This is a genomic window from Ottowia massiliensis (assembly GCF_900240305.1).
Taxonomy (GTDB): Bacteria; Pseudomonadota; Gammaproteobacteria; order Burkholderiales; family Burkholderiaceae_C; genus Ottowia; species Ottowia massiliensis.
In genome coordinates this window covers 1,027,639-1,054,065 of sequence record NZ_LT964854.1, presented here as the reverse complement: position 1 = coordinate 1,054,065, position 26,427 = coordinate 1,027,639, and the positions used below count along the sequence as shown (strand labels likewise).

Below are 26,427 nucleotides of genomic sequence, written 5' to 3'. Positions count from 1 at the left end.
GACGCCCCATGCAGGCCACGCGCATCATCGCCATCCGCCACGGCGAAACCGACTGGAACCGTGCCAGCCGCATGCAGGGCCATCTGGATGTGCCCCTGAACGCGCACGGCCAGTGGCAGGCGCGGCAAACCGCCCGCGCGCTGGCGGGCGAGAGCGTGGCCGCCGTCTATAGCAGCGATTTGCAGCGCGCCAGCGCCACCGCGCGCGCCATTGCCCAGGCTTGCGGCGCGCCGCTCGTGCTGGAGCCAGGCTTGCGCGAACGCAACCTGGGGCGCTTTCAGGGCTGGACTTTCGCGCAAGTGCAGGCGCAGTTTCCCGAAGAAGCCGCGCGCTGGCGCGGGCGCGACATCACCTACGCCCCTGAAGGCGGCGAAACGCTGACGGACATCCAGCGCCGCATCCTTTCCACCGCCGCCCGTCTGGCCCAAAGGCACGCAGGCGGGCAAATCGTCCTCGTGGGCCACGGCGGCATGCTCGACATGCTCTACCGCCATGCCATGCGCCTGCCCCTGCAAGAGCCGCGCAGCTGGCCGCTGGCCAACGCCGCCATCAACCGCCTGCTTTACACGCCCGAGGGCCTGACCCTCATCGCCTGGGCCGATACTTTCCACTTTGACCAACAGGAACCGCTTGATGAACGCAGCCAGTAATCACCAAAGCCGCTTTGCCGCCCTGCAAGGCCAGAAACCCGACGCCATTGACACCCCCGCCCTCGTACTGGATGCCGAAGCCGTCAATCGCAACATGCAGCGCATGGCTGAATTCGCGGCCAAGCACCAAATCAAGCTGCGCCCGCACGCCAAGCTGCACAAAAGCGCCGACATCGCGCGGCTGCAAATGCAGGCGGGCGCCATCGGCGTGTGCGTGCAAACCGTGGGCGAAGGCGAGGCGCTGGCCGCAGGCGGCGTCAATGACATCTTCATCAGCAACGAAATCGTCTCCCCCGCCAAGCTGCGCCGCGTGGCTGGCCTGGCGCAGCTGCTCAAAAACCGCAGCGGCAAGCTCGCCATTGCCGTGGACAGCGACGAAGGCATTGACCGCCTTGCCCTGGCCATGCAAACCACCAGCGCCGCCATTGACGTGTTCATTGAAATCGACGTCGGCCAGGGCCGCTGCGGCGTTGCGCCCGGCCCTGCCGCCGTCGCCCTAGTCCAGCGCCTGCAAGGCAGCGCCCGCCTGCGCTACGCGGGCCTGCACGCTTACCACGGCGGCGCGCAGCACCTGCGCACCGTGGCCGAGCGCCGCAACGCGATCGGCCAGGCTGCCTTGCGCGTGGCCGCCACGCGCGACGCGCTGGCCCAGGCCAATCTGGCGCCCGCCATCATCACCGGCGGCGGCACCGGCACCTTCGGCCTTGAAGCGGCCAGCGGCCTGTGGAACGAGCTGCAACCCGGCAGCTTCCTGTTCATGGACGCCGACTACGCCCGCAACGAACGCGACAACGCCCAGCCCGCCTTCGAGCAGGCCCTTTTCGTCAAATCGCAAGTCATCAGCGTGCAGGACGGGCACGCCGTCTGCGACGCAGGCTGCAAGAGCATCGCGCTCGACAGCGGCCCGCCCCTCGTGCATGCCCTGCCTGGCCAGCCCGCCCTCATCTACGCCAGCGGCGGCGACGAACACGGCATCCTGCGCCCCGCCACGGCTGGCGGCCCCCTGCCCGCCGTGGGCGACACCGTCTGGCTCATTCCCAGCCACTGCGATCCCACCGTGAACCTGCACGACGCCATGATTGCCGTGCAAGGCGGCCTGGCCGCAGGCGCCGTCTCCGCCGTGGTGCGCGTGGACGCGCGCGGGGCCTGAGAACCTGTTTGGCAAACGGGTTTTAAGTTCCAGGCCGCGCGCCGCAAGCTTGGCACGGCGGGCTAGAAGGCATCAGAAAAAGGAGCAAATACAAAGGGGTCAAAATGCCTTATGGCGCAATGTCTTCTAGGACATCATGCTACGAATAAAGGAGCGGAATAAAGGAGCGGAATAGGCCGCTTGGCTGCGGCTTTCGCCCTGCCTGCCCTGATTCGTCTTGCGCGCTTTCGCGGGCCAGCGCGCGAGCAGGCGCTCACGCCGCTGGCAGGCGCAGGCTCATGCGCAGGCCGCCAGCGGGGGATTCGCCCGCCTCGATGCGGCCGCCGTAGGTTTCGGCCATGTCGCGCACGATGTCCAGGCCCAGGCCGGAGCCGGGGCGGTTTTCGTCCAGGCGCGCGCCGCGCTGGAAGATGCGCTGGCGCTGCCCGGCGGGGATGCCGGGGCCGTCGTCATCCACGGTAATCAGCAGACTGCCGCCTTCGATGGCGGCGGCGGCGGTGATGCGCCGCGCGGCCCATTTGCCAGCGTTGTCCATCAGATTGCCCAGCATTTCGTAGAGGTCTTGCGGCTCGCCCTTGAAGGCCAGGGCCTCGCCGGCCTGCACATCGAAAGTCACGCCGCGCCCGGCGTGCAGGCGCTGCATGGTGCGCGCCAGCGCCTGCATGGCGGGCCGCACGGGGGTGCGCAAGCCGGTGGCGCGGGTGGCGGCGGCGGCGCGCGCGCGGGCCAGGTGGTAGTCCACCTGGCGGCGGGCGTTGTCCACTTGCTCTTGCACCAGGCGGGCCAGCGGTCCGCTTTCAACGGCGGCGGCGTTGCCCATGATGGACAGGGGCGTGTGCACGGCGTGCGCCAGGTTGCCCGCTTGCGTGCGGGCGCGCTGCACCATGCGGGCGTTTTCGCCGAGCACGTGGTTGAACTCGCTGACCAGCGGCTGCACTTCTTGCGGAAAGCGGCCTTGCAGCGCGTCGGCCTCGCCCCGGCGCACGGCGGCCAGGCGCTGGCGCAGCAGGTGCAGCGGGCGCAGCGCCAAGTGCAGCTGCACGGCCACGGCGGCAGCCAGCCCGGCGGCCAGCGTGCCCAGGGCGATGAGCAGCAGGCGGGTAAAGCCTTGCAGCGGCTCGGCCACCAGGGCGTGGTCGGCCGCCACGGTCAGGCGCAGCGGGGGCGCTTCGTCTTCGGGCAGTTGCAGGATGCGGGTGAGCGCCAGCAGCTGCCGGCCTTGCCCGTCTTGCAGCCGCGCAGCGGCAAAGCTGCCAGCGCCGCCGCCCAAGCCGCCGCCAGAGCCGTCTTGGGCCGATGGCGGCGGGGCCGTGGCCGTGGCAGGCAGGGGCAAGGTCTGGTCCCACAGCGAGCGTGAACGGGCGGCGGCAGGCTGGGTCACGGCAAAAGCGCCATCGCCACGGGCCTGGAGCCGGTCGATTTGCCAATACACACCCGAGAGCGGGCGCGACAGGCGCGGATCGCCCGGTTCGGGCGCAAGCGTGATGCTGCCGCCGGGCGAGAGATTGACAGCCGCCGAGAGCTGGTCCAGCTGCACCGCCAGCTGCGCCTGCCACTGCGCGGTGATGTGTTCCTGAAACAGATTGCGCAGCCCCCAGCCGGCCAGCGCCAGCGCCAGCGCAATCCACGCCAGCGCGCCCGCCAGCAGCCGCGCGCGCAGGGAACGCAGCCAGCCGCCGCCAGCGGATGACTCATGGGCAGGGCCGGATGGGGCGGCATCAGCCGCAGCGCTCGCGCCGCCTTCGCCCGGCGCAGCCTGGGCCTTGTGCGCTGCGCTCATGCCGCTGGCGCTTCCACCAGCCGGTAGCCCATGCCGCGCACGGTTTCAATCAGGCCGGGCGGCAGCTTTTTGCGCAGGCGGCCCACGAACACTTCGATGGTGTTGGAATCGCGGTCGCCGTCTTGCGGGTAGATGTGCTCCGAAAGCTCGGTGCGCGAGAGCACCTGCCCCTTGCGCTGCATCAGCAGCGACAGCAGCTTGAACTCGTGGCTTGTCAGCGTCAGCGGCATGCCGTCCACCAGCACGCGCGCCTGGCGCGTGTCCAGCAGGATGGGGCCGCAGCGCCACTCGGCGCTGGTGTGCGCGCCCGCGCGGCGCAGCAAGGCGCGCAGCCGTGCCAGCAGCTCTTCCATGTGAAAGGGCTTGGCCAGGTAGTCATCCGCGCCTGCGTCAATGCCCGCCACCTTCTCGTGCCAGGCGCTGCGGGCCGTGAGAATGAGCACCGGCATGCCGCGCCCCACGCTGCGCCAGTGCCGCAGCACCGTCAGCCCGTCCATGCCCGGCAGGCCCAAATCCAGCACGGCGGCGTCAAACGACTCCACATCGCCCAGGTAGTGCGCCTGCTCGCCGTCGGCCGCTTCTTCCACCGTGTGCCCGGCGGCGGCAATGGCCTGCACCAGCTGCCGGCGCAGCGTGGCTTCGTCTTCCACAACGAGGATGCGCATCTTCAGTCCTTCCTTGACTTTTGCTTGACCTTGAGCACCGCGCCGCTGGCGGCGTCCACCTCCAGCTTCACCACCCGCCCATCGGCTTGCAGCAGGCGGATTTCATAAATCAGCCGCCCGTGCTCGCGCACCAGCTCCACGTTCACGGCCCGGCCCTGAAACTGGCGCTCCACCTGATCGAGCACCACGCGCAGCGGCAAGGCGCGCCCCTGTTCCACGGCGCGGCGGGCGCGGTCGTGATCATCGTCATCGTCGTCATCATCGTCGTCGTCATCGGCGCGCGCGGGCAGCGCGGCCAGCAGCGTGGCGGCCAGGGCGGAATGCAGGGACTGAAACAGGAAATGGCGGCGCTTCATGGCAGGGCGGATTGTGGGAGTGAGAAACGGCGGCACAGGCAGCAGCACGAGCGCCGGGCGGCGCAAACGCCTTGTGTGTAACCGCAACCGTAACCGCGCGCGCCTGAATGCAGGCTGAACACGCCTTTCAGCCCTGATTCAGCGCAGGCGCTGAAAATGCGCAAGCCGTTTGCAAACCGGGTCTGAATGGAAAATGAACGCCTTTTTCACTTTTCATTCGGCGGCGCTTTTGAAAAACAGGCGCTCCGCTTTTGCCGGCCTGCGTATTGAAAACCTGAATGCGGAATGAATAAAACCTTCAGCCTGAATTCAGTCTGGTTTTTCAACAATACGCAGCGCCGCCATTGAGGCGGATTTTCAACCCTTTGATTCATACAGGAGAAACCTTCATGAACGCCACCCGATCCCTCCTCGCCGCAGCCGCCCTCGCCTCGGCCATGCTCGGCGGCGCCAGCGCCTTGGCGCAGGCCGTCCAGCCCGCTGCCCCCCGCGCCGCGCAAGCCACCCAGACCGCCGCGCCCGCCCTGAATATCCGCCAGATTCATGACCGCGTGGAAGCCGCCGGTTACGTGAATATCCGGGAAATCGAGCTGGAAAAATATGGCCATTACAAAGTCAAGGCCCGCAACGCCCAAGGCGACCGCGTCAAACTGCACGTGAACGCGCAAACCGGAGAAATCGAACGCAACCGCTTTGACGACTGAAAGCCGCCATTTCACTGAACCCCTTTTTCATTCAGCAAAGGAAAATCCATCATGATGACTCCCCGCTTTTTGCGCCCGCTTTTCGCCGCCGCTGCCCTGGCCGCCACGCTCACCGGCGCAGCCGCCCATGCCCAGCAAGCCGCCGCCACGGCGGCGCAGACCGCGCCCGCTGCCGCGCAGCCCATCCTGAACATCGGCCAAATCCATGACAAGCTGCAAGCGGCAGGCTATACCGACATACGCGAAATCGAGCTGGAAAAGCGCGGCTTCTACGAAGTCAAGGCGCGCGACGCGCAGGGCCAGCCCGTCAAGCTCCACGTGAGCGCCGCCACCGGCGAAGTGGCCCGCAGCCGCGCGCGCTGAGAACCGGTGCAAAGCGCGCAGAAGGCCGGGCGGGCAAGGCATGCGCAGAGGCCGGATACAGCGCTTTATTCAGCTCTTTTATCCATAGCAATACCTCCTGGTAGGTATTGCGCAGAACGGCATTTCATGCCCTTCAAATCCGCTCCTGTTTTTGGTGCCGTGCTTTGATGCCCGGCGCAGGCGGGGCCGGCGCGGAGGGCTGCCCTGCCTGCCCGCCTGGCCTGCGGCCCTGCGCCACAATGCCGCGCATGACTGAACAACACACCGACAGCGGCCTGGCCGCCCTCATGGACACCCTGGGCCGCCAGGCCCGCGCCGCCGCCGCGCACATGGCCCGCGCCAGCGCCGCCAGCAAAAGCCGCGCCTTGCGCGCGCTGGCGCGGCTGCTGCGCGAAAACGCCGCCGCCTTGCAAGAGGCCAATGCACGCGATCTGGCCCGCGCCAGCGAACTGAGCGCGCCCATGCGCGACCGCCTCAAGCTCACGCCCGCCATCATCGAAACGGCCGCGCAAGGCTGCGAGCAGCTGGCGGCCATGCCCGACGTGATTGGCGAAATCACCGGCCTGCGCCAGCAGCCCAGCGGCATCCGCGTGGGGCAAATGCGCGTGCCGCTGGGCGTGTTCGGCATGATTTACGAAAGCAGGCCGAACGTGACCATCGAGGCGGCGGCGCTGTCCATCAAAAGCGGCAACGCCTGCATCCTGCGCGGCGGCAGCGAAGCCCTGACGTCCTGCCAGGCGCTGGCTGCCCTGTGCGCGCAGGCGCTGGAAGAAAGCGGCCTGCCCGCGCACGGCGTGCAGCTGGTGCCCACGGCCGATCGCGCCGCCGTGGGCGCGCTCATTGCCATGCCGCAATACGTGGACGTCATCATCCCGCGCGGCGGCCGCAGCCTGATCGAGCGCATCAGCGCCGAAGCCAAAGTGCCCGTCATCAAGCACCTGGACGGCGTGTGCCACACCTACGTGGACGAGCCGTGCGACGAAGACCTGGCCCTGAAAGTGGCCGACAACGCCAAAACCCAGAAATACAGCCCCTGCAACGCCACCGAAACGCTGCTGGTGGCCCGTGGCGTGGCCGCGCGCTTTCTGCCGCGCATGGCCGCCATCTACGCGGCCAAAGGCGTGCTCATGCGCTGCGACGCCGAAAGCCTGGCGCTGCTTGAAAAATGGCGGCAAAGCCTGCCGCCCGGCCAGCCGCAGCCGCAACTGGCCGCCGCGCAAGAAGAAGACTGGCGCGCCGAATACCTGGCGCCCATCATCGCCATCAAGGTGGTGGCGGGGCTGGATGAAGCCATGGCCCACATCAACCACTACGGCAGCCACCACACCGACGCCATCCTCACCAGCAGCCACGCGCACGCCCAGCGCTTTTTGCGCGAAGTGGACTCGGCCAGCTGCATGGTCAATGCCAGCACGCGCTTTGCCGACGGCTTTGAATACGGCCTGGGCGCGGAAATCGGCATCAGCACCGACAAATTCCACGCGCGCGGCCCCGTGGGCATCGAGGGGCTGACCTCGCTCAAATGGGTGGTGCTGGGCGAAGGGCATATCCGGCAGTGAGCGCGCGCGGCAATTTGCAGGCCGTTTTCCGGGTGCTGGAAAGCATGATTTGCGCTCCTTGTTTTAGAGCATAACGTCCTAGTGAAACGGGCGCAGGAGCCATTTTCAAGGCGCAAAATTTGCTCCTGTTTTTGATGTGCAGAGCTGCGCTGGCAAGCAAAGCGGGCGGGGCGGGCCTTGAGCCTGGAGCGGCCGGTTCACGGCCTGCCCGCAGGAAGCCGTCCTTTTCGCCGCTTTTTTCGCGCCTGCGGACAGGCGCTTGCAAGACTGCGCACCTGGGAGCCTTTCGCAAAAGGCCGGCATCTCGCGGCCTAGAATGCGCCAGCTGCTGTCTGGCCCCTTTTCCCTTCCTGCCGCGAAAGACCCTGACACATGGTTCCCCACCTCACCACCGCCCTGACCGGGCCGATCAACGAGCTTGAACAACGCATCCTCGACGCCACGCCCGTCATCGAGCGCTGGTTCCGCCTGGAGTGGATGGAGCACACGCCGCCCATTTATTGCGCCGTGGACGTGCGCAACGCCGGCTTCAAGCTCGCGCCCGTGGCGGCCGATCTTTTCCCGGACGGCTGGCAGCACCTGGCCGACAGCATGATGCCCCTGGCGGCGCAGGCGGCGCAGGCGGCCATCGAAAAAATCTGCCCTGAAGCGCGCAACCTGCTCATCATTCCCGAAAACGGCACGCCGCAGCCGGACTACCTGGCCGGGCTGGAGCGCCTGCGCGACATCTTCCGCATGGCGGGCCTGAACGTGCGCTACGGCTCCATCGACCCGGCCATTGCCAGCGCGGCCAGCTACGCCGCCGCCGATGGCCAGCTGCTCACCTTTGAAGCCGCGCAGCGCAGCGCCTACCGGCTGGGGCTGGATCACTTCACCCCCTGCACCATCTTGCTCAACAACCGGCTCAACGCGGGCGCGCCGGGCATTCTGGAAGAGCTGCACGAGCAATACCTGCTGCCGCCCTTGCAGGCGGGCGGCAGCGTGCGGCGCAAGAGCGTGTTCCACCACTGCTATGCCGAGGTGTGCAAGCGCTTTGGCAAGCTCATCGGCATTGACGCCTGGCTGCTCAACCCGCTGTCAGCCGTCACCGGCCCCATTGACCTGCACACGCAGGCCGGGGCCGACCAGCTGCGCGCCGCCGTAGACGCGCTGCTGGCGAAGGTGCGGCGCAAATACAAGGAATACGGCATTCATGAAAAGCCCTTCGCCGTGGTCAAGGCCAATCTGGGTTCCAGCAGCATGCCCGCCATGGCCGTGCATGACGCGCGCGACATCGCCCCCTTGCCCGCGCCCAAGCCAGCCAGGGGCAAGGGCAAGGCCGCTGCGGCGGAGCTGGCCGAATACGTCGTGCAAGAAGGCGTGCTCACGCAAGAGCGGCTGGACAGCGCCACGGCCGAGCCGGTCATCTACACCATTGACCGCTACGTGGTCGGGGGCTTTTACCGCCTGAACGCCGGGCGCGGCTCCGGCGAAGTGCTGGACACGCCCGACGCCCGCCAGCGCCCCCTGGCCCTTGCAGGCAGCGACCACCTGCCCCGCCCCGGGGCCAAACCCGGCGCCAGCGCCCCCAACCGCTTTTACATGTACGGTGTGGCGGCCCGCCTGGCGCTGGTGGCCGTCAGCTACGAGATGGAGTCCACCGACCCCGAGCTGATGGAAGCGTGAGCCGCTGCAAAACCGGGCTGCCGGGGCGGCCCTGAAGAAGCCCGCGCGGCGGCGGCGAAAGAGGAATGCGGCCTGAATCCGCTCCTCAATCCATAGCATGATGTCCTCGTGGAATGGGCGCGAGAGCGGTTTTATCCCCTTTGAATTCGCTCCTGTTTCTGATGCCTCTTGGCTGGCCTGCCCGAAGTCAGGGCGGCAGGGGCTGCCAGCGCACGCGGTGCGCGTCTTCAATGCGGTCCAGCTTCAATTTCAGCTTGCCGGGGGCGGTCACGGGCACGGTGTCCAGATGGCTGATTTCGCGCAAGTCCAGCGAGCCGCCCGCCGCGCGAATGCGCAGCGCCTGCACGTGGCGGGCGTTCACCTCGATGTCGGGCTGCTCCACCCAGCTGCGCGATTCCTCTTCTTCTTTGGGACACAAGGCAGAGCTGTCCGTGGCGTCGATATGCAGCTGGCCGATGTGTGTTTCGCCCACCACGGCGATGCGCTGGCCGCGCAGCGTCAGGGCGGGCAGCGTGTCTTTTTCTGCCGTGTCCGGCTTTTGGCCGCAAGGCTGGCATGACGTGTCAAACAGGTGCAGCGAACAGGCTTGCACTTCGGCTACTTGCATGGGCAAGGTGATCGAGTTCACCTCTGGCCCGCGCGCCTGTTGCGCCGCATCCGCGCGGGGGCGGATGTAGAGGGTGTCGCCCTTGACTTCCAGATTGACAGACGCACCGGTCTCGCCGCCCACGGCCCGGTCAATCCTGATTTCAGGCGCTTGCGTGGTAGACCATTGCAGCCGGATACCGGGGACGTAGCGCGCTTCGGTTTGGCTCTGGTCCACCACCACGCGCCGCACGCTTTGCGCCGCGCCTTCGGGCCAGGCCAGGCGCTTTTCGTCAAATGTGCGGGGCATGAGCCACTCGGGCAGGGCAAAGCACAGCCAGAACAACACGATGGCCGCTGCCAGCAGCGGCGCGGCCAGAGAGCGGGGACGGCCGGGCGCGTTCATGCCAGCTCCTTTTCGCGCAAGGCGCGCCAGCTTGCCAGCCACAGCAGCGCGGGCACGCCCAGCCAGAAGGCCGCCGCCAGCAGGCTGGCCCACAAGGGCAGCGGGCGCGGGCGCAGCCAGGCGTCAAACAGCACGTAGCCCCATCTGGAGCTGTTGCCCAGGCCCGCCAGCAGCACCAGCGTGATCAGGCCCAGCGCAATGAGCAGCAGCAGCGCGCGCAGCGCCGCATGGCGGCCAAACCAGGTGAGCGTGGCCGCCGCGTAGCCCATGAGCGCGGCATAGGCCAGCGCCAGCATGCCCTGCGCCACCAGGCCGGGCGCGTTTTTCAGCTGGCGCAAGGGCACAAACAGGGCGTAGTCGGCCGCATCGGGCGGGCGGCTCCAGTTGCCGCCGTGCCGCAGCATCTCTTCATACGCGCTCACGGCCAGCCCGTAGCCCACTTGCGCCGCCACGCCATACACCACGGCAAACACGGCGCTGTAAATCAGCGGCCAGACCAGCAGCGCCAGCAGCGCGGCCAGCAGCCATTTCTCGAAAACGGCGGCGGGCCGCATCAGATACACCAGCGCCGCCTCGCGCGAGCGCCACACGCCATGCAGACGGTGCGCCGCCAGATAGCCCGACAGCAGCAGGCCGGTGTAATAAAAGCCGGCTTGCGAGCCGGATTGCATGCCTTGGCCGTAAGAGCCGATGGACAGCACCATGACGGCCAGCAGCGCCAGCAGCACGCCCAGCGCCAGCGCCGCCACGGCCCAGCCGCGCCCATGCTCGCGCGCGTATTGGCGCGCCAGCCGCGCAAAGCGCCGGGGGCTGAAAAATGACTGCTTCATGGCTGCGTCTCCTCTTGCGGCCAATGCCCTTGGGGCGGCTCGCCGGTTTCAGCGCCTTCATTGCCTATGGCCGCCAGCAGCGCCTGCGGCGCCAGGCTCAGCGCCTTGTAAAGCAGCTCCAGCTGCACGGGCGCGGCGGGCGCGTCAGGCGCTGGCTCGCGGCGCGCCACCCAGGCCCAGGGCGCGTGGGGCGATGGCGCGCCCAGCGGCTCGCGGTGCAGCGTGGCGGCGGGCAAATCGGCCTCGCTGGCGGCCACGCCCATGTGCAGGCGCTGCGCCAGGCGGGCCATGCTCGCGTCCAGCACGATGCGGCCCTGATCCATGAACCACAAATGGCTCAGCACGCTCTCCAGGTCATGCGCCTGATGCGTGCTGATGATGACCGTGCGCCACGCCTGCTCGGGCCGCGCCATGAGCGCGCGAAACTGCGCGCGGCTGACGATGTCCAGCCCGTTGGTCGGCTCGTCCATCAGCAGCAGCGGCGTTTGCGCCGCCAGCGCAAAGGCGATGGCCGCCTTCTTTTTCTGCCCCAGGCTCATGCCCGCAAAAGGCTGCGCCAGCGGCACCTGCAACGCTTGCAGGCAGGCGGCGTACAGCGCCGCGTCAAAGCGCGGCCAAAAACCGCCTTCCGTACGCTGAAGCTCCAGCGGCGTGAGATTGGGCAGATGAAACTCCTCCGGCAGCAGATACACCTGCGCCAGAAACTGCGGCAGCCGCTGGCGCGGCACAAACCCCAGCGCCCGCACCTGCCCGCGCTGCGGCGCCAGCAGCCCCGCCAGCAGCTTCAGCAAGGTGGATTTGCCGCAGCCATTGCGCCCGAACAGGCCATAGACGCCCGGCTGGCGCGCCCGCACCGACAGCCCCTGATACAGCAGCTGCCGCCCCCAGGCAAAGTGCAGGCGCTGCACCGAAACGGGTTCTTCAGCAGGTGGGGGCAAAGTCGCAGCGGGCATGGCGGTCAGCGGGAAACAAGGCCCGGCACTATATCGCGCCAGGCATCACAAAAACAGGAGCAAAATAATGGCACAAAAAGACCGCCTTGCGCAGTTTGCACTAGGACATCATGCTATGAATCAAGGAGCGAAATAAGCCCCTTTTCAGCCCCCTTTTCAGCCAGCCATGCGCCATTCGCTACCCTGCCGCCCATCTTCTTGCTCCCTTTCTTGCTCCCTTTCTTGCACCCTTCCTTGCCGCCATGTCCGCACCTGACCGCTATGCCGTCATCGGCCACCCCATCGGCCATAGCCTCTCGCCGCAAATTCACGCCCTGTTCGCCCGCGCCACGGGGCAGCGCATGACGTATGAGGCCATAGACGGCGGCGCGCAGCCCGGCGGCTTTAAGGCTGCGCTGGCCGCCTTCATCGCCGCTGGCGGGCGCGGCCTGAATGTGACGCTGCCCTTCAAGCTGCGCGCCCTGGCCGCCGCCCACGCCGCCAGCGACGAGGCCCGCCTGGCCGGTGCGGCCAACACCTTGCGTTTTGACGCCGCAGGCCGCATCGAAGCGCACAACACCGACGGCGCGGGCCTGGTGCGCGACATCACCGCGCGCTTGCGCCAGCCCCTGCAAGGCCAGCGCGTGCTGCTGCTGGGCGCGGGCGGCGCAGCGCGCGGCGCACTGCTGCCGCTGGCCCGCGCGGGCATTGCCTGCCTGCGCATTGCCAACCGCAGCGCGGACAAGGCCGAAGCGCTGGCCGCCGAATTCGCCCCGCGCCTGCCTGGCTGCCCCGTGCGCGGCATGGGGCTGGAGCAGCTGGCGGCGCTTTCTGCGCCGCATGAGGGCTTTGACATCGTGATCAACGCCACCTCGGCCTCGCTGGCCGCGCAGTCGCCTGCCGTGCCCGCCGCCCTGCTGGCCGCCGCCGCTCTGGCGTACGACATGGTTTATGGCGCGGCCCCCACGCCCTTCATGCAGGCCGCCCGCGCGGCAGGCTGCCCGCGCCAGTCGGACGGCCTGGGCATGCTCGTGGAGCAGGCCGCCGAATCCTTTGCCTGGTGGCGCGGCCTGCGGCCCGACACCAGCGCAGCGCTGGATGCCGTGCGCGCCGCCTTGCAGGCGCAGCAGCGCGGCGCGGCGGCAGATCAGCGGCCATAGCAGCCCATCCGTCAAGGCCGTCTGGCGCAGCGGAACACGCGCCAGACATGCGCCAGCCGGTGCGCCAGCAAGGCCGGAATCACTTCTGAAACAGGAGCAAATCCAGGCCCTGAAAAACGGCATTTGCGCACGCTTCACCAAGACGTAATGCTACGAATCAAATAGCAGAAATCATTCCGCTACAGCAGTCCTGCGCCAGCTCCGGCGGGCGGATTGGCCCCCCGGCTGCCAGGCCAGGCGGGCTGCGCCAGGCCGCCCTTGCGTCGCTATGCTTGCCGCCCTTGCTTCTTTCTGTTTCAAGCCCCAACACCCAAACACAAGACATGACCCAGCCCAAAGTCCTGAACGTCGGCGGCAACTCCAAAGCCATTGCCCTGCCGCCCATTTTTGACGGCTACGAGCATCTGCTGCTGGACATAGACCCTACCGGCAAGCCCGATTTGCTGTGCGATGCACGCGAGCTGACCAGCACGCCCGCCGCCCAGTACGACGCCGTTTACTGCTCCCACAACCTGGAGCACTACTTCCGCCACGACGTGCCCAGGGTGTTGGCGGGCTTCATCCACGTGCTCAAGCCGCAGGGTTTTGCCTTCATCCGCGTGCCTGACATTCAGGAAGTGATGCGCATCGCCGTCGAGCGCCGCCTGGAGCCGGACGATGTGCTCTACCAAAGCGCCAGCGGCCCCATTCAGGTGCTGGACGTGCTCTACGGCTGGGGCGCGCAGATCGCCCGCAGCGGCGTGGACTTTTTCGCCCACAAAACCGGCTTCAGCCCCGCGCTGATGAACAAGACGCTGCGCGCCGCAGGCTTTGCCAACGTGTACATCGCCACAGGCAATCTGGAAGTGGGCGCGCTGGCCTTTCTGCAGCCGCCCGACGCCGCCACGCGCCAGAAGCTGGGCCTGCCAGCCAGCGGTTGAGCCGTCTTTTTTGCTCCTTTATCCGTAGCGTGATGTCCTGGTAGAAACTGCGCTAGGCGGCATTTCAGCCTCCTGATATTTGCTCCTGTTTCTGATGCAACGCAGGCAGGCTGGACGCGAGCAGGCTCTCAGCCCACGCGCCGCCAGGCCAGCGCCTCGCCCGCGCGCAGGGGCTTGAGCGAGCCTTCGCCCCAGGCGAAGCTCTCGGGCGCCGTCCAGCTCTCGCGCGCGAGCGTGATCTGGCTGCTGTTGCGCGGCAGGCCGTAAAAGTCTGGCCCGTGGAAGCTGGCGAAGGCTTCCAGGCGGTGCAGCGCGCCTGCGGCTTCAAAGGCTTCGGCATACATCTCCAGCGCGGCGTAGGCTGTGTAGCAGCCCGCGCAGCCGCTGGCGCACTCTTTCAGATGCGCGGCGTGGGGGGCCGAGTCGGTGCCCAGGAAAAAGCGCGGGTTGCCGCTGGTGGCCGCTTGTAGCAGCGCCTGGCGGTGCTCCTCGCGCTTGAGCACGGGCAGGCAGTAGTAATGCGGGCGGATGCCGCCGGTGAAGATGGCGTTGCGGTTGTAGAGCAGGTGGTGGGCGGTGATGGTGGCGGCCAGCCCTTCATCAGCCTGCGCCACGTACTGGGCGGCGTCTTGGGTGGTGATGTGCTCGAACACGATGGGCAGCGCCGGAAAGTCGCGCCGCAGCGGCGCGAGCACGCGTTCGATGAAGACAGCCTCGCGGTCAAACAGGTCCACGGCCGGGTCGGTCACTTCGCCGTGCATGAGCAGCTTCAGCCCCAGGCGCTGCATGGCCTCCAGCGCGGGCCAGGTTTTGCGCAGATCGGTCACGCCCGCGTCGCTGTTGGTGGTGGCGCCGGCGGGGTAGAGCTTGAGGGCGTGTATGCCGGCTTCGCGCGCGCGCTCAATCTCCGCAGGCGGGGTGTTGTCGGTCAGGTAAAGCGTCATCAGCGGCTCGAAGGCCGCGCCTTCGGGCAGGGCTTGCAAGATGCGCTCGCGGTAGGCCTGCGCCTGCGCGACGGTGGTCACGGGCGGGCGCAGATTGGGCATGATGATGGCACGGCCAAACTGCGCGGCGGCATGCCGCATCAGCAGCGGCAGCACAGCGCCATCGCGCACGTGCAAGTGCCAATCATCGGGGCGGGTCAGAGTCAGGGTTGCGGGGGCAGTCATGGCGCGGGATTGTCCACGGGCCACGGCAGGCCGGAGGCCATGAATCAATAGGGCGCGCCGCTTTTGAGCAGCCGGGCGGCTTCGCGGGCGAAGTAGGTGAGCACGCCATCGGCGCCGGCGCGCTTGAAGGCCAGCAGGCTTTCCAGCATGGCGGCATCGTGCGCGAGCCAGCCGTTTTGGGCGGCGGCCTTGAGCATGGCGTATTCGCCGCTGACCTGGTAGGCAAAAGTGGGCATGGCGAATTCGTCCTTCACGCGGCGCAGCACGTCCAGATACGGCAGGCCGGGCTTGACCATGACCATGTCGGCGCCTTCGGCAATGTCCAACGCCACTTCGCGCAGCGCCTCGTTGCTGTTGGCCGGGTCCATCTGATAGACCTTTTTGTTGCTTTTGCCCAGGCTGGCGGCGCTGCCCACGGCATCGCGGAAAGGGCCGTAGAAGGCGCTGGCGTATTTGGCGCTGTAGGCCATGATGCGGGTGTGGATGTGGCCGGCGGCTTCCAGCGCCTGGCGCACCGCGCCGATGCGGCCATCCATCATGTCGCTGGGCGCAACGATGTCCGCGCCCGCTGCGGCATGCGCCAGGGCCTGCTTCACGAGCTGGGCGACGGTGGGGTCGTTGAGGATGTAGCCGCTTTCATCGAGCAGGCCGTCCTGGCCGTGGCTGGTGTAGGGGTCAAGCGCCACATCGGTCATCACGCCCAGCTCGGGAAAGCGCGCTTTCAGGCCGCGCACGGCGGCGGGAATGAGGCCCTCGGGGTTGGCGGCTTCGCTGCCTTGCGCGTCTTTCAGGCTGGCGTCAATCACGGGAAAAAGGGCCAGCGCCGGGATGCCCAGCGCCAGGCATTCCTCGGCCACGGGCAGCAGCAAATCGAGCGAGAGGCGCTCCACGCCGGGCATGGAGGGCACGGCCTCGCGGCGGCCCTGGCCTTGCAGCACAAACACGGGGTAGATGAAGTCATCGGCGCTCAAGCGGTTTTCGCGCACCAGGCGGCGGGTGAAGTCATCGCGGCGCAGGCGGCGCGGGCGGCCTGCGGGAAAGGAGGCGTAGGGAGTGCTCATGGCCGCGAATTATCTGCTTGCGCGACAGGCGTTTGGCGAAATACGGGCGGGGCAGATAGAATGCGCGGTTCCGTTTGGCCCGCACGGGCGCTTTCCAAACGGAGCTTTTCATTTCACTGAGAGGATTTTTTCCATGTACGCAGTCGTAAAAACCGGAGGCAAGCAATACCGCGTGGCCGCCGGCGACAAGATCAAGGTAGAACAGATTGCTGCGGACGTTGGCCAGGAAATCGTGCTGGAGCAAGTGGTGGCCGTGTTCGACGGCGACACCGTCAAGCTCGGCACGCCGCTGGTGGCCGGCGCGAGCGTCAAGGCCAAAGTGCTGGCGCACGGCAAGCACGACAAAGTGCGCATCTTCAAGATGCGCCGCCGCAAGCACTATCAAAAGCGCCAGGGCCACCGCCAGCTGTTTACCGAGCTGGAAATCGGCGCCATCGCCGCCTGAGCTGCGCTTCAGGCAAACAGGCATACACAGTCTTTCTGACCCAATAGGAGAAACAGACATGGCACACAAAAAAGGCGGCGGCTCCACACGCAACGGCCGCGATTCCAAACCGAAGATGCTGGGCGTGAAGGTGTTTGGCGGCCAAAGCATTCCCGCCGGCTCCATCATCGTGCGCCAGCGCGGCACCAAATTCCATCCGGGCGCCAATGTGGGCGTGGGCAAGGACCACACCCTGTTCGCGCTGGTGGATGGCAAAGTCTCTTTCGTGACCAAAGGCGCGCTGAACCGCCACACCGTGGTGGTCACGCCCCTGGCGGCCTGAAAACCCGTTCCAAGAGCCGGTTCAGGCTTTCGCCAAAGGCACAATGCCCGGCCCCGCAGCGCTGCCTGCGGGGCTTTTTTGTTTTCGCAGCCGGAGCAATTTCCATGAAATTCGTTGATGAAGCCCTGATCGATGTGGCGGCAGGCGATGGCGGCAATGGCTGCGTGTCATTCCGCCACGAGAAATACAAGGAATTCGGCGGCCCCGATGGCGGCGACGGCGGGCGCGGCGGCCACGTTTACGCCGTGGCCGATGCCAACCTGAACACGCTGGTGGACTACCGCTATGCCCGCCGCCACGAAGCCAAACGCGGCCAGCACGGCATGGGGTCTGACCGCTTTGGCGCGGCAGGCGAAGACGTGACGCTGAAAATGCCCGTCGGCACCCTCATCTGCGACGCGCAGACGGGCGAAGTGCTGCACGAGCTTTTGCGGCCCGGCGAAAAAATCATGATCGCCAAAGGCGGCGAAGGCGGCCACGGCAACCTGCGCTTCAAAAGCGCCATCAACCGCGCCCCGCGCCAGAAAACGCCCGGCAAGCCCGGCGAGCAAAAAAGCCTGAAGCTGGAGCTGAAAGTGCTGGCCGACGTGGGCCTGCTGGGCATGCCCAACGCGGGCAAATCCACCTTCATCGCCGCCGTCAGCAACGCGCGCCCCAAGATCGCCGACTACCCCTTCACCACCCTCTACCCCAACCTGGGCGTGGTGCGCGTGGGGCCGCAGCAAAGTTTCGTGGTAGCTGACATTCCCGGCCTCATCGAAGGCGCCAGCGAAGGCGCGGGCCTGGGCCACCAGTTTCTGCGCCACTTGCAGCGCACGCGGCTTTTGCTGCACATCGTCGATCTGGCCCCGTTTGATGAGGAGACCGACCCCGTGGAGCAGGCCCGCGCCATCGTGCAGGAGCTGAAAAAGTACGACCAGGCGCTGTACGAAAAACCGCGCTGGCTGGTGCTCAACAAGCTGGACATGGTGCCGCCACAAGAGCGCGCGGCCCGCGTGCAGGACTTTGTGCGCCGCCTGCGCTGGAAAGGCCCGGTTTACGAAATTTCCGCCCTCACGCGCGAAGGCTGCCAGCCTCTGATTCACGCCATCTACGAACACATTCGCGGCGCGCAGCAGGCCGAATGCGGCGGCGCTTCCGCCGACCCGCGCTTTGCGCCTGAAGCGCAAGAATAAAAAGCGGACTGCTCGCAAAACGAAGGCGGCACCAGCCTCGCTCGCCAGGAAACATTAAAAACAGGAGCGGATTCGATAGGGTGAAAATGCCGTTTCGCGCAATATCTACTAGGACATATTGCTATTGATAAAGGAGCTGAATAACGCCGCACATTCAGCATTCAGCCCGGCGTTTCAGCTCCCCGTCTTGCGTGCGAACGGCGCAGCCCCGAATGGCTTGCACCTTGCGGCGCATCCTGCCTTGGCCCCTCATGGGCAGACTGCAAGCAGGCTTTCAGAAAGCCTCGATGCCCAGCAGGGCGGCGGCGGTCTGGGCGTTGGCGCGGGCGGCCTGGGGGGTGGGGCCGGTGAAGGTGAGGTGGCCCATCTTGCGGCCGGGGCGCGCTTCGGTTTTGCCGTAGAGGTGCAGGTGGGCGCCGGGCAGGGCCAGGATTTGGCGCCAGGGGGGCTGGCGCGGCTGGCCGGCGGCGTCGAGCCAGAGATCGCCCAGCAGGTTGAGCATGATGGCGGGGCTGTGCTGGCGCGGTGCGGGCAGGGGCAGGCCGGCCAGGGCGCGCGCTTGCAGCTCGAACTGGGAGAGGTCGCAGGCGTCGATGCTGTAGTGGCCGCTGTTGTGCGGGCGCGGCGCCATTTCATTGACGATGAGCGAGCCGTCCTCCAGCACGAAGTATTCGACGCAGAGCACGCCCACGTAGCCCAGCTCGTGGGCCAGGTGGCAGGTGGCGGCCTGCGCCTGGGCGGCCAGCGGAGAGGGGATGTTGCCTTCGTGGATTTCGGAGACGGCGAGGATGCCGTTGCGGTGCAGGTTGCGCTGCACGGGCAGGGAGACCGTCTGGCCGTCGCGCCCGCGCGCGACGATAACGGAGCATTCGGCAGCCAGCGGCAGGCGTTTTTCAAGCACGCAGGCGCGGCGGCCCATGCCGTGCCAGGCGTCGGCCAGCTCCTGGCGCGTGCCCACGCGCGCCTGGCCTTTGCCGTCGTATCCCAGGCGGGCGGTTTTGAGCACGCCGGGCAGCAGGTTTTCAGCAGCGGCAGCCAGGTCAGCCTCTGTTTCGATCACGGCGTGGGGCGCAGGGGGCACGCCGCTTTGCGCGGCGCATTGGGCGAAGCAGGCTTTTTCACGGATGCGGTCTTGCGCGATGGCAACGGTGTCCGCCGACGGGGTGACGGGGCGCAGGCGGGCCAGTTCGCGCAAGGAGGCGGCAGGCACGTTTTCAAATTCGGTGGTGATGGCGTGGGCCAGGCGCGCCATTTCGCGCAGGGCCTCGGCGTCTTCGTAAGCCGCCTGGATGAAGTGGTGGCAGGAGCGTCCGGCGGGGCTGGCGGGGTCAGGGTCGAGCACCACGGTTTCAAAGCCGAGCGCCTGCGCGGCGCGCACGAACATGCGGCCCAGCTGGCCGCCGCCGAGCACGCCGAGCGTGGCGGGGCGGCCTTCAATGATCTGGCCGGGCAGAAGGGGCAGGAAGGCAGTCGCGGGCATTTGGGGTATTTCAGTGATTGGACGTGGGCGATGGGACGCGGGTCATGGGGCGGGCGGCTTCGGGCCTGCGCCAAAAGCGCGGGCCGCGCCGGGGCGGCCCGCCGAGAAGCTGTTCAGGGAAAGCGCCAGTCTGGCGCCCGGGCGAATGGATTCAGAAAGAGGAGCAAATTCAGAGGTGCCAGAAACAGCTTCTGCACCCATTCCAGTAGGACATCATGCTATTGATAGAGGAGCGAAATACAGCCCCTGGAAGCGGCTTTCAGCGCGGGGCCTCGCGGTATTCCACGTAGGCGCGGCCGCGCACTTCGCGCGCCCAGGTGTCGAAGGCTTCTTCGGCCTTGCGCTCGCGCAGCACGTTGCGGGCCAGCTGGCGCTGCTCGGCGGCAGACAGCGATGCCTGGCGGCGGTCTTCCACTTTGATCAGGTGCACGCCAAAGCGGCTGACGACAGGCTCGCTGATGCCGCCCACGTCAAGGTTGTTCATGGCCTGCTCGAATTCGGGCACGTACTGGCCGGGCGTGGCCCAGCCGAGGTCGCCGCCTTCGGCGGCGCTGCCGTCTTGCGAGTTTTCGCGCGCGAGCTGCTCGAAGCTGGCCTGGCCGGAGAGGATGCGGCGCCTGAAGTCGGCCAGGCGCGATTTGGCAACCTGCTCGCTTTGCGTGGGGCCGGTTTGCAGCAGGATGTGGCGCGCACGGGTCTGGGGAATGGTCACTTCCGGCAGGGTTTCGCTGCGCTTGCGCTCCAGCAGCTTGAGGATGTGAAAGCCCGCGCCGGAGCGCACGGGGCCAACGATGTCGCCTACGCGGGCGCGGCGCACGCTGTCCACGAACAAGGCGGGGTAGCGGTCTTCATCGCGCAGGCCGAGCACGCCGCCGTCGCTGCCCCGGTTGTTGGCGTCGGAAAACTCGCGCGCCAGGGCCGCGAAGTCTTCGCCCGAGCGGGCGCGGCGGGCCACTTCTTCGGCGCGCTTTTGCAGGCGGGCCGTTTCTTCGGCGCTGGCGTTTTCGGGCACGGCCACGAGGATCATGGCCAGGTTCAGGGCCTGCTGCGGCGTGGCTTTCTGGCCGGTTTGTTCCTGAATGTAGGCATCGACTTCCTTGTCGGTCACACGCACGCGCGGCTCGATTTCGCGCTCGCGCAGGCGTGCCAGCAGCACCTGCTCGCGCACGCTGTTTTGAAAGTCCTTGACGGCGATGCCTTCCTGCGCGAGCTGGCGGTGCAGGGCGGCCACGTCGGGCAGCTGGTTCTGGCGGGCGATGGACAGCTCGGCCTGCTTGAGCGCGCCTTCGTCCACTTCCAGCCCGGTTTCCTTGGCGTACTGAAGCTGGGCGCGTTCGGCGATGAGGCGCTCCAGCATTTCGCGGCGCAGTTCGGCTTCGCCTGGCGCATCGCCGCCGCGAGACCGGAGCTGGCGCTCGGCGCGGGCCATGCGGCCGCGCAGCTCGTTGTTGGTGACTGGTTCGTCATTGACCACGGCCACGATGAAATCGGCCTGTTGCGCGGCGGCAGGCCTGGCGGGTTCGGGCGCTGCGGAAGCGGCGGGCGCGGCGGGCTTTGCCGCAGCCGGTTTGGCGGCGGGCTTCGTTGCCGGTTTTGTCGCCGGTTTTGCGGCAGGTTTGGCCGCAGGTTTTGGGGCAGCGGCCTTGGCAGGCTTGGGAGCGCGCCGGGCGGGCTTTGAGGCCGCTTTTTGGGCGGGCTTGTTTGTCTGCGCCTTGCCGGGCTGTGTATCGGCGGCGGCGTCAGTGGCGCGGGCGGGCAGGGCCAGCAGGGGCAGGGCCAGCAAGGCGGCAGCGAGGGCCGCCCGCTGGGGGCGGCGGCGCAGGAAGGAGTTAGTCATAGCGTGTAAAGCGGCTGGGAGCCACGGTTTCGTCGCGCAAGGTCTGGTAGCCAGGTATGTTGTTGCGCAGGGTTTGCAGCGGGTTGTTGTTGCCGATGCGCGCCAGCCCGGTGAATTCGAGCTGGAACATCAGGCTCTTGGTGGCCGATGTGGTGTTGGTTTGCAGGCGGCTCATGACCACGCGGCCTATCCAGCAGCCGGCGGCGTACTCCACGCCGAGCACGGCATCGACCAGCTTGCGGTCGGGCACGCTGTAGTTCATGCGGCCCACGCCGTACCAGCGGCCCGTGTTGCAGCCGCTGGCGGCGCTGGCCTGGCCGCGCCAGCTTTCGTGCTGCCAGATGCGGTCCAGCGGCCATTGCCAGCCCAGGTCGATTTGCTGGGAGCCGAGATCGCGCTCGCGCCGCCAGGCCACGTTGACGGTGCGGTATTCGCCAGGCGTGTAGCGGGCCGAGACGGTGGTGCGGGTGGATTCGTGCTTGTCGAGGTTGTATTGCGCCACGGCGTCAAAAATCCAGCGCGCGCCGCCATCGGTCTGCCAGCGGGTGCTGGCGCCCAGCATCACGTCAGACAGGCCCTTGTTGGTGCCCGTGCCGTGGGGCAGGGTAACGCGCTGGGGCGCGAAGCGGTAGCGCTGCGCCACGGCCAGGCGCACGGTTTCGGCGCCGCTGTCAGCGGCCAGCAGGCGGCTGGTGAGGCCAAAGGTGACGAGGTTGTTGTCCACCACGCGGTCATGGCCCGCAAAGGCGTTGGCGGCCCAGATGGTGGCGAAGTTGAAGTCGTACAGACCCGAGTCGTAATTGGGCAGATGGCTCTGGTCGCGAAACGGGGTGTAGACGTACATCAGCCTCGGCTCCAGCGTCTGGCGGAAGGCGCGGCCAAAGTAGCTGGCGCGGCGCTCGAAGATGAGGCCGCCGTCCAGGCTGGCGGTGGGCAGCGCCCGGCTGGCGCTGCGGCGGCCATTGCCCAGCTCGCCGTCAAACTGGTAGCTGGTGGCGTGCACTTGCAGCCGGGGGGTGAAAAAGCCCCAGGCCGCCGTCCAGGGCCGGGCCGCCTGCGCGTGAATGTAGGCGCGGCTGGCATTGGGCTGGCCGGTGAGATGGGCCAGCGCGCGAAAGCGGGTGAAGTCGGCTTCCACGGAGTAGTCCAGCGCCCCGGCGTCGCTGGTGCGCGCCCAGCGGGCGGCCAGCTGCGGCAGGCGGTCGTAAGGGGGGACGATGGGCGAGTCGGCGTCTTGCAGCGTCTGCCACTTCAGGGCGCGGGCGGTGAGTGAAAAATGGCCGCGCGACCAGCTCAGCCCCCCGTCGGTGGCCAGCAGGCGCGTGGAAAGCGACACGCCACGGTGCGTGAAGTCGCGCCAGAAATCGTTGTCGCTCACGCGGTTGATGTTCATGTACAGCCCGATAGGCCCGCCTGCGGCCAATGGCGCGCGCAGCGTGCCGCTGTGGCGCGTGAACAGGCCCCAGCGCGTGCGGCCGCGCAGGCGGTCATTGGGCAGCACATTGGCATTGATTTCGCCCGCGTAGTCGCTTTCCAGGTAGCGGAACTGCCCGGCCAAATCCAGCCCGCGCTTGCTCATCAGCGCGGGGGTGACGGTGGCGTCACGGTTGGGGGCGATGTTCCAGTAGTAGGGAACCATCAGGTTCAGGCCCGACGTGCTGTCCAGCCCCACGGTGGGCGGCAGCCAGCCTGATTTGCGCTGGCTGCCCAGCGCGAAGCTCATGGAAGGCAGCGGCAGCAGCGGCACGCCCTTGAAGCGCAGCACCGCGCCTTTTGCGTGGCCCATCTCTTCTTCCTGGTCGATCTCCAGCACGTCAGCGCGCAGCAGCCAGTCGGGCGCCCAATCGGGGCCGCCGCGCTGGCAGGTGGTGTAGTCGCCCTGCTGCACGGTGAAGCGGTCCTGATCCAGAAAGTCCAGCCGCGCCGCCTGCCCGTGCGCGCCCGTGGCCAGCAGCTCGTAGCCTGGCTCCAGAACATGGCCCTCAAAAGCCTCCACTTGCATCTGCCCTTCGCTGCCTGTGTAGCGGTCGCCCGCGCGGTTGATGCGCAAATGGCCCCGGGCGCGGGCGGTGTCGCTCACCTGGTCGTATTCCAGCCAGTCGGCCTTGATCGTCAGGCCCGGTCGGCGCAGTTCGGCGTTGCCTTGCAAAGTCACACGCTGGCGGCTTTGCCCTGTGAACGCGTCAGCGCGCACCGCCACGGGCAGCGCCGCGCCGCTGGGCGGCAGGGCTTCGCGCAATTGCGGCGTGGCGCGCAAGGCCAGCAGCGCGCTGCTTTTAGAGCCTTGCGCAGCCGCCGCCGCACAGAAAAAAGCGGCGCAAGCCAGCGGCGCAAGGCGTGAAGCGGCATGAAGAAAAGAAGGAAGGGGCGCTTTCGGCACGGCGGGGGCAGGAAAAAGCCGCCCGGGGCGGGCAGCGCAGCGTTCGTAGAATGAATTTGAATTATCCATGAGCACCCTTTGGGCTCCTCTTTGGCCTGCTTTTGCCCGTCCCCCTTTCCGGCCGCCTGCCGGTTTCCCGGCTTGCCTTTCACGGCGTTTTTCTCCGTTTCGCACCTTTTCAACGCTTTCAACGCTGTCACGTGGCCGCCCCGCTTTCTCCTTTTTTCTTTCTTTTCTTGCACCGTCCGCTCCATGACTGCCGATTCCGCTTCTCTGCCCGCCGTTGCGTGGCCTGACGCCGCCCGCCATGCCGCTTTTGACGCCTGGCTGGCCCGCGTGGCCCCGGCCCACGGCCTGCTGCCCGCTTCCGCGCGTCTGGCTTCAACGGATGCCAGTTTTCGCCGCTATCTGCGCGTGGATGCGGCAGACGGCGGCTCTTTCATCGTGATGGACGCGCCGCCCGCGCACGAAAACTGCGCTCCCTTCGTACACGTGGCCGCGCTCACGCAGGCGGCGGGCCTGCACGTGCCCCGCGTGCTGGACTGGGCGCAGGAAGACGGCTTCATGCTGCTGACTGACCTGGGCGCGCAAACCATGCTTCAGGCGCTGGAGGCCACCCCGCCCGAAACCCGCGCGGACGCCGCCCGCCCGCTGTTCATGGCCGCCGTTGAAAGCCTCATCCGCTGGCAGGCCGCCAGCCGCCCCGGCGCGCTGCCGCCGTATGACGCGGCTTTGCTGCGGCGCGAGCTGGAACTCTTTCCCGAGTGGTATCTGGCCCGGCACAAGGGCGTGGCCGTGGACGGCGCCATGCGCCAGACGCTGGATGGCGTTTTCAGCCTCATCACCGCCCGCAACCTTGCAGCACCGCAAGTCTTTGTGCACCGTGACTACATGCCCCGCAACCTCATGCTCCCCGCGCAGGCCGGCGGCCCGCTGGGCGTGCTGGACTTTCAGGATGCCGTCTGCGGCCCGGTCACCTATGACATCGCCAGCCTCATGCGCGATGCTTTCATGAGCTGGGACGAGGAATTCGTGCTCGATATCACCATCCGCTACTGGGAGCAGGCGCGCAAGGCCGGCCTGATGGACTTTGAAGACTGGCATGCCGACTTCGCCAGCTTCTGGCGCGCCGTGGAGTGGATGGGTTTGCAGCGCCATCTGAAAGTGGCTGGCATCTTCGCGCGCCTCACCTTGCGCGACGGCAAGCCCCAATATTTGGCCGACGCCCCGCGCTTTCTGGCCTACATCCGCCACACCGCTGGCCGCTACGCTGAACTGACTCCGCTGCTGCGCCTGCTTGATCAGGTGGAAGGCGCGCCCGCCGCCATCGGCTGGGCCTTTGGCCGCATGTGAAAACCTGTCCACGGCGCGCCAGTAAGCGCGGAAAAGCGGACGTGGGCGACAAGGCGCAAGCGCGGCTGACGGATAACACACTCGCACATCTAGCAGCTGCGCCACATTGGCGCGCATGGCCTGCCATGCCAGACCGCTTGATTGAATGGATGAGCCAACTTTGCTGGCGGGGCTTTGTGTTTGAGGGCGAGTTCTGAGCGCGTTGCAGCAAGAAACGCCGCCTTGCATGCCTTTGCGCACAATCGCGCCCCATGCCTCAAACAACCCATTTCAGCGCCTGGCTGATGATGCTGGCGCTGGCCGCGTGGCTGGCTGGCTGTGCCAGCGTCCCTCATCCTGATGAAAGCGAGCTGGCGCCTCCGTTGCCGCCTATGGCGTATGACCCTGCGGATTTAGCCCCGCTGCCGCCGCCCATGATTCGCGCGCGCAGCCGCTGGACGCCGGTGCGCTGGGCCGAGCTGCCCGGCTTTGAGCAAGACGATACCAATCAAGCCTGGTATGCATGGCTGCAAAGCTGCGAGCGCCCTGGCCCAGTTTTTGCGCCGCTGTGCGATGAAGTGCGCCGCCTGACACTGGCGACGCCGCAGGAGCAGCAGCAATGGATGCGCGCGCGGCTGCGGCCCTATCGCGTGGAGGCGCTTGCCAGTGCGAGCAGCGAGGGTCTGCTGACGAGCTACTTTGAGCCGGTGGTGCGAGCTTCGCGCGTGCAGCGCCCGGGTTTTGCCGTGCCGCTGCATCGCCCGCCGCCAGGCGTGAGCGCGCGCGGGCCGTGGTATTCGCGCCAGCAGATGGAGCAGCTGCCGCAGGCGCGCGCGGCGCTGGCCGGGCAGGAGCTGATGTGGCTGGCCGATCCGGTGGATGCGCTGATGCTGCAAATACAAGGATCGGGCCGGGCTGTGGTGAGCGAGCCAGATGGCAGCCAGCGGCTGGTGCGGCTGGCCTACGCTGCCACGAACGGTCATCCTTACAAGAGCGTGGGCCGCTGGTTGCTGGACCAAGGAGCAGTGTCAGACGCGACCTGGCCGGGCATCAAGGCATGGGCGGCGCAGAACCCGCATCGCCAGCAGGAGATGCTGTGGAGCAATCCGCGCGTGACTTTTTTTCGCGAGGAAGCCATGAGCGAGCTGGATGCGAACTTTGGTCCGCGCGGCGCGCAAGGCGTGCCGCTGACACCCGGGCGCTCCATCGCCGTGGATCCGCAAAGCATTCCTTATGGCACGCCCGTGTGGATTTCCAGTTCGGGGCCGCAAGCGCAGCTCAACCGGCTGGTACTGGCGCAAGACACGGGCAGCGCCATTACGGGCGCAGTTCGGGCCGACTACTTTGCAGGCTGGGGCGAGGAAGCGGGCGCATTGGCCGGACGGCTGAAGCAGCCGCTGCGCATGTGGGCGCTTTGGCCCCGGTGAAGCGGGGTTGCGGATCAGATTAAAAAATGCCGCAAGTCCCCGTCAATACAGCCCGTGCAGCTATGGTTCTGATA

24 protein-coding genes are annotated in these 26,427 nt (G+C 67.3%); 13 read left to right on the top strand and 11 right to left on the bottom strand.

Annotated elements, in window-relative coordinates:
- The first annotated feature begins 8 nt into the window (after positions 1-8).
- Positions 9-650: a histidine phosphatase family protein gene (locus C1720_RS04780; RefSeq protein ID WP_102283410.1), complete on the top strand. Its 642-nt coding sequence runs from the start codon at positions 9-11 to the stop codon at positions 648-650.
- Positions 634-1,800, top strand: a complete 1,167-nt coding sequence (locus C1720_RS04775) for a DSD1 family PLP-dependent enzyme (RefSeq protein WP_102283409.1) — start codon at positions 634-636, stop codon at positions 1,798-1,800. The genes C1720_RS04780 and C1720_RS04775 overlap by 17 nt, the downstream gene beginning before the upstream one ends.
- 253 nt (positions 1,801-2,053) lie before the next feature.
- Here C1720_RS04775 and C1720_RS04770 read toward each other — a convergent pair whose 3' ends face one another.
- The 3 genes from C1720_RS04770 to C1720_RS04760 are packed head-to-tail and all read right to left on the bottom strand — an operon-like array spanning position 2,054 to position 4,601.
- The gene (locus C1720_RS04770; RefSeq protein ID WP_102283408.1) at positions 2,054-3,580 is read right to left on the bottom strand and encodes a sensor histidine kinase; all 1,527 of its coding nucleotides are present in this window, start codon (positions 3,578-3,580) and stop codon (positions 2,054-2,056) included.
- Positions 3,577-4,245, bottom strand: a complete 669-nt coding sequence (locus C1720_RS04765) for a response regulator transcription factor (protein ID WP_050715330.1) — start codon at positions 4,243-4,245, stop codon at positions 3,577-3,579. Before C1720_RS04765 ends, C1720_RS04770 begins: the two co-directional genes overlap by 4 nt.
- 2 nt (positions 4,246-4,247) lie before the next feature.
- The gene (locus tag C1720_RS04760) at positions 4,248-4,601 is read right to left on the bottom strand and encodes a PepSY domain-containing protein (protein WP_102284506.1); all 354 of its coding nucleotides are present in this window, start codon (positions 4,599-4,601) and stop codon (positions 4,248-4,250) included.
- A gap of 389 nt (positions 4,602-4,990) precedes the next feature.
- On the opposite strand from C1720_RS04760, the gene C1720_RS04755 reads away from it, so the two are divergent.
- From C1720_RS04755 to gshA, 4 genes are all read left to right on the top strand, one after another.
- Complete coding sequence (locus C1720_RS04755) at positions 4,991-5,305, top strand: PepSY domain-containing protein (RefSeq protein ID WP_102283407.1); 315 nt, start codon at positions 4,991-4,993, stop codon at positions 5,303-5,305.
- Between the two features lie 54 nt (positions 5,306-5,359).
- Positions 5,360-5,668: a PepSY domain-containing protein gene (locus tag C1720_RS04750; protein WP_102284505.1), complete on the top strand. Its 309-nt coding sequence runs from the start codon at positions 5,360-5,362 to the stop codon at positions 5,666-5,668.
- Between the two features lie 287 nt (positions 5,669-5,955).
- Positions 5,956-7,227, top strand: coding sequence for a glutamate-5-semialdehyde dehydrogenase (locus C1720_RS04745; protein WP_102284504.1), 1,272 nt, complete (start codon positions 5,956-5,958; stop codon positions 7,225-7,227).
- A 372-nt stretch (positions 7,228-7,599) separates the two neighbouring features.
- Complete coding sequence (gshA, locus tag C1720_RS04740) at positions 7,600-8,892, top strand: glutamate--cysteine ligase (RefSeq protein ID WP_102283406.1); 1,293 nt, start codon at positions 7,600-7,602, stop codon at positions 8,890-8,892.
- 187 nt (positions 8,893-9,079) lie between these two features.
- Here the strand turns inward: gshA and C1720_RS04735 are convergent, their stop codons facing one another.
- Genes C1720_RS04735 through C1720_RS04725 form a run of 3 tightly spaced genes read right to left on the bottom strand, consistent with a single transcriptional unit; the run spans position 9,080 to position 11,666 of the window.
- Positions 9,080-9,883, bottom strand: a complete 804-nt coding sequence (locus C1720_RS04735; protein WP_102283405.1) for a hypothetical protein — start codon at positions 9,881-9,883, stop codon at positions 9,080-9,082.
- Positions 9,880-10,713: a hypothetical protein gene (locus tag C1720_RS04730; protein WP_102283404.1), complete on the bottom strand. Its 834-nt coding sequence runs from the start codon at positions 10,711-10,713 to the stop codon at positions 9,880-9,882. The genes C1720_RS04735 and C1720_RS04730 overlap by 4 nt, the downstream gene beginning before the upstream one ends.
- Positions 10,710-11,666: an ATP-binding cassette domain-containing protein gene (locus C1720_RS04725; RefSeq protein WP_102283403.1), complete on the bottom strand. Its 957-nt coding sequence runs from the start codon at positions 11,664-11,666 to the stop codon at positions 10,710-10,712. The genes C1720_RS04730 and C1720_RS04725 overlap by 4 nt, the downstream gene beginning before the upstream one ends.
- 242 nt (positions 11,667-11,908) lie before the next feature.
- On the opposite strand from C1720_RS04725, the gene aroE reads away from it, so the two are divergent.
- Together aroE and C1720_RS04715 are read left to right on the top strand one after the other, a co-directional pair.
- A complete protein-coding gene (aroE, locus tag C1720_RS04720; RefSeq protein ID WP_102283402.1) occupies positions 11,909-12,805 on the top strand; it encodes a shikimate dehydrogenase in 897 nt (298 codons plus the stop codon).
- A gap of 323 nt (positions 12,806-13,128) precedes the next feature.
- Positions 13,129-13,725, top strand: a complete 597-nt coding sequence (locus tag C1720_RS04715; protein ID WP_050715337.1) for a class I SAM-dependent methyltransferase — start codon at positions 13,129-13,131, stop codon at positions 13,723-13,725.
- 128 nt (positions 13,726-13,853) lie between these two features.
- Here C1720_RS04715 and pyrC read toward each other — a convergent pair whose 3' ends face one another.
- Both pyrC and hemB read right to left on the bottom strand, forming a co-directional pair.
- Positions 13,854-14,894, bottom strand: a complete 1,041-nt coding sequence (gene pyrC, locus C1720_RS04710) for a dihydroorotase (protein WP_102283401.1) — start codon at positions 14,892-14,894, stop codon at positions 13,854-13,856.
- A 44-nt stretch (positions 14,895-14,938) separates the two neighbouring features.
- Positions 14,939-15,955 carry a porphobilinogen synthase gene (gene hemB, locus C1720_RS04705; protein WP_102283400.1) on the bottom strand — a complete coding sequence of 339 codons (1,017 nt, stop codon included), beginning with the start codon at positions 15,953-15,955 and terminating at the stop codon, positions 14,939-14,941.
- A gap of 133 nt (positions 15,956-16,088) precedes the next feature.
- On the opposite strand from hemB, the gene rplU reads away from it, so the two are divergent.
- The 3 genes from rplU (at position 16,089) to cgtA (ending at position 17,897) form a co-directional block, all read left to right on the top strand.
- Positions 16,089-16,400, top strand: coding sequence for a 50S ribosomal protein L21 (gene rplU / locus C1720_RS04700; protein ID WP_050715340.1), 312 nt, complete (start codon positions 16,089-16,091; stop codon positions 16,398-16,400).
- Between the two features lie 58 nt (positions 16,401-16,458).
- The gene (gene rpmA / locus C1720_RS04695; RefSeq protein WP_050715341.1) at positions 16,459-16,722 is read left to right on the top strand and encodes a 50S ribosomal protein L27; all 264 of its coding nucleotides are present in this window, start codon (positions 16,459-16,461) and stop codon (positions 16,720-16,722) included.
- Between the two features lie 104 nt (positions 16,723-16,826).
- Entirely contained in the window at positions 16,827-17,897 is a 1,071-nt protein-coding gene (cgtA, locus tag C1720_RS04690) for an Obg family GTPase CgtA (protein WP_102283399.1), read from the top strand.
- 274 nt (positions 17,898-18,171) lie between these two features.
- Here the strand turns inward: cgtA and C1720_RS04685 are convergent, their stop codons facing one another.
- From C1720_RS04685 to C1720_RS04675, 3 genes are all read right to left on the bottom strand, one after another.
- On the bottom strand, positions 18,172-19,377 hold the full coding sequence (locus C1720_RS04685) for a 5-(carboxyamino)imidazole ribonucleotide synthase (RefSeq protein ID WP_102283398.1): 1,206 nt from the start codon (positions 19,375-19,377) through the stop codon (positions 18,172-18,174).
- Positions 19,378-19,636: 259 nt separating this feature from the next.
- Complete coding sequence (locus C1720_RS04680) at positions 19,637-21,214, bottom strand: peptidylprolyl isomerase (protein ID WP_102283397.1); 1,578 nt, start codon at positions 21,212-21,214, stop codon at positions 19,637-19,639.
- Positions 21,207-23,594 (bottom strand): LPS-assembly protein LptD, encoded by a 2,388-nt coding sequence (locus tag C1720_RS04675; protein ID WP_158241630.1) that lies wholly within the window; start codon positions 23,592-23,594, stop codon positions 21,207-21,209. Before C1720_RS04675 ends, C1720_RS04680 begins: the two co-directional genes overlap by 8 nt.
- A 252-nt stretch (positions 23,595-23,846) precedes the next feature.
- Here C1720_RS04675 and C1720_RS04670 point away from each other — a divergent pair, with 252 nt between their 5' ends.
- Both C1720_RS04670 and mltA read left to right on the top strand, forming a co-directional pair.
- Entirely contained in the window at positions 23,847-24,947 is a 1,101-nt protein-coding gene (locus C1720_RS04670; RefSeq protein ID WP_102284503.1) for an aminoglycoside phosphotransferase family protein, read from the top strand.
- Positions 24,948-25,198: 251 nt separating this feature from the next.
- The gene (gene mltA, locus C1720_RS04665) at positions 25,199-26,353 is read left to right on the top strand and encodes a murein transglycosylase A (protein ID WP_102283395.1); all 1,155 of its coding nucleotides are present in this window, start codon (positions 25,199-25,201) and stop codon (positions 26,351-26,353) included.
- Positions 26,354-26,427 lie beyond the last annotated feature (74 nt).

What these genes read in the sequence shown, in the direction of transcription:
- C1720_RS04780 (WP_102283410.1), top strand. Translation starts at nt 9, where the DNA reads ATGCAGGCCACGCGCATCATCGCCATCCGCCACGGCGAAACCGACTGG.
- C1720_RS04775 (WP_102283409.1), top strand. Translation starts at nt 634, where the DNA reads ATGAACGCAGCCAGTAATCACCAAAGCCGCTTTGCCGCCCTGCAAGGC.
- C1720_RS04770 (WP_102283408.1), bottom strand. Translation starts at nt 3,580, where the DNA reads ATGAGCGCAGCGCACAAGGCCCAGGCTGCGCCGGGCGAAGGCGGCGCG.
- C1720_RS04765 (WP_050715330.1), bottom strand. Translation starts at nt 4,245, where the DNA reads ATGCGCATCCTCGTTGTGGAAGACGAAGCCACGCTGCGCCGGCAGCTG.
- C1720_RS04760 (WP_102284506.1), bottom strand. Translation starts at nt 4,601, where the DNA reads ATGAAGCGCCGCCATTTCCTGTTTCAGTCCCTGCATTCCGCCCTGGCC.
- C1720_RS04755 (WP_102283407.1), top strand. Translation starts at nt 4,991, where the DNA reads ATGAACGCCACCCGATCCCTCCTCGCCGCAGCCGCCCTCGCCTCGGCC.
- C1720_RS04750 (WP_102284505.1), top strand. Translation starts at nt 5,360, where the DNA reads ATGACTCCCCGCTTTTTGCGCCCGCTTTTCGCCGCCGCTGCCCTGGCC.
- C1720_RS04745 (WP_102284504.1), top strand. Translation starts at nt 5,956, where the DNA reads ATGGACACCCTGGGCCGCCAGGCCCGCGCCGCCGCCGCGCACATGGCC.
- gshA (WP_102283406.1), top strand. Translation starts at nt 7,600, where the DNA reads ATGGTTCCCCACCTCACCACCGCCCTGACCGGGCCGATCAACGAGCTT.
- C1720_RS04735 (WP_102283405.1), bottom strand. Translation starts at nt 9,883, where the DNA reads ATGAACGCGCCCGGCCGTCCCCGCTCTCTGGCCGCGCCGCTGCTGGCA.
- C1720_RS04730 (WP_102283404.1), bottom strand. Translation starts at nt 10,713, where the DNA reads ATGAAGCAGTCATTTTTCAGCCCCCGGCGCTTTGCGCGGCTGGCGCGC.
- C1720_RS04725 (WP_102283403.1), bottom strand. Translation starts at nt 11,666, where the DNA reads ATGCCCGCTGCGACTTTGCCCCCACCTGCTGAAGAACCCGTTTCGGTG.
- aroE (WP_102283402.1), top strand. Translation starts at nt 11,909, where the DNA reads ATGTCCGCACCTGACCGCTATGCCGTCATCGGCCACCCCATCGGCCAT.
- C1720_RS04715 (WP_050715337.1), top strand. Translation starts at nt 13,129, where the DNA reads ATGACCCAGCCCAAAGTCCTGAACGTCGGCGGCAACTCCAAAGCCATT.
- pyrC (WP_102283401.1), bottom strand. Translation starts at nt 14,894, where the DNA reads ATGACTGCCCCCGCAACCCTGACTCTGACCCGCCCCGATGATTGGCAC.
- hemB (WP_102283400.1), bottom strand. Translation starts at nt 15,955, where the DNA reads ATGAGCACTCCCTACGCCTCCTTTCCCGCAGGCCGCCCGCGCCGCCTG.
- rplU (WP_050715340.1), top strand. Translation starts at nt 16,089, where the DNA reads ATGTACGCAGTCGTAAAAACCGGAGGCAAGCAATACCGCGTGGCCGCC.
- rpmA (WP_050715341.1), top strand. Translation starts at nt 16,459, where the DNA reads ATGGCACACAAAAAAGGCGGCGGCTCCACACGCAACGGCCGCGATTCC.
- cgtA (WP_102283399.1), top strand. Translation starts at nt 16,827, where the DNA reads ATGAAATTCGTTGATGAAGCCCTGATCGATGTGGCGGCAGGCGATGGC.
- C1720_RS04685 (WP_102283398.1), bottom strand. Translation starts at nt 19,377, where the DNA reads ATGCCCGCGACTGCCTTCCTGCCCCTTCTGCCCGGCCAGATCATTGAA.
- C1720_RS04680 (WP_102283397.1), bottom strand. Translation starts at nt 21,214, where the DNA reads ATGACTAACTCCTTCCTGCGCCGCCGCCCCCAGCGGGCGGCCCTCGCT.
- C1720_RS04670 (WP_102284503.1), top strand. Translation starts at nt 23,847, where the DNA reads ATGACTGCCGATTCCGCTTCTCTGCCCGCCGTTGCGTGGCCTGACGCC.
- mltA (WP_102283395.1), top strand. Translation starts at nt 25,199, where the DNA reads ATGCCTCAAACAACCCATTTCAGCGCCTGGCTGATGATGCTGGCGCTG.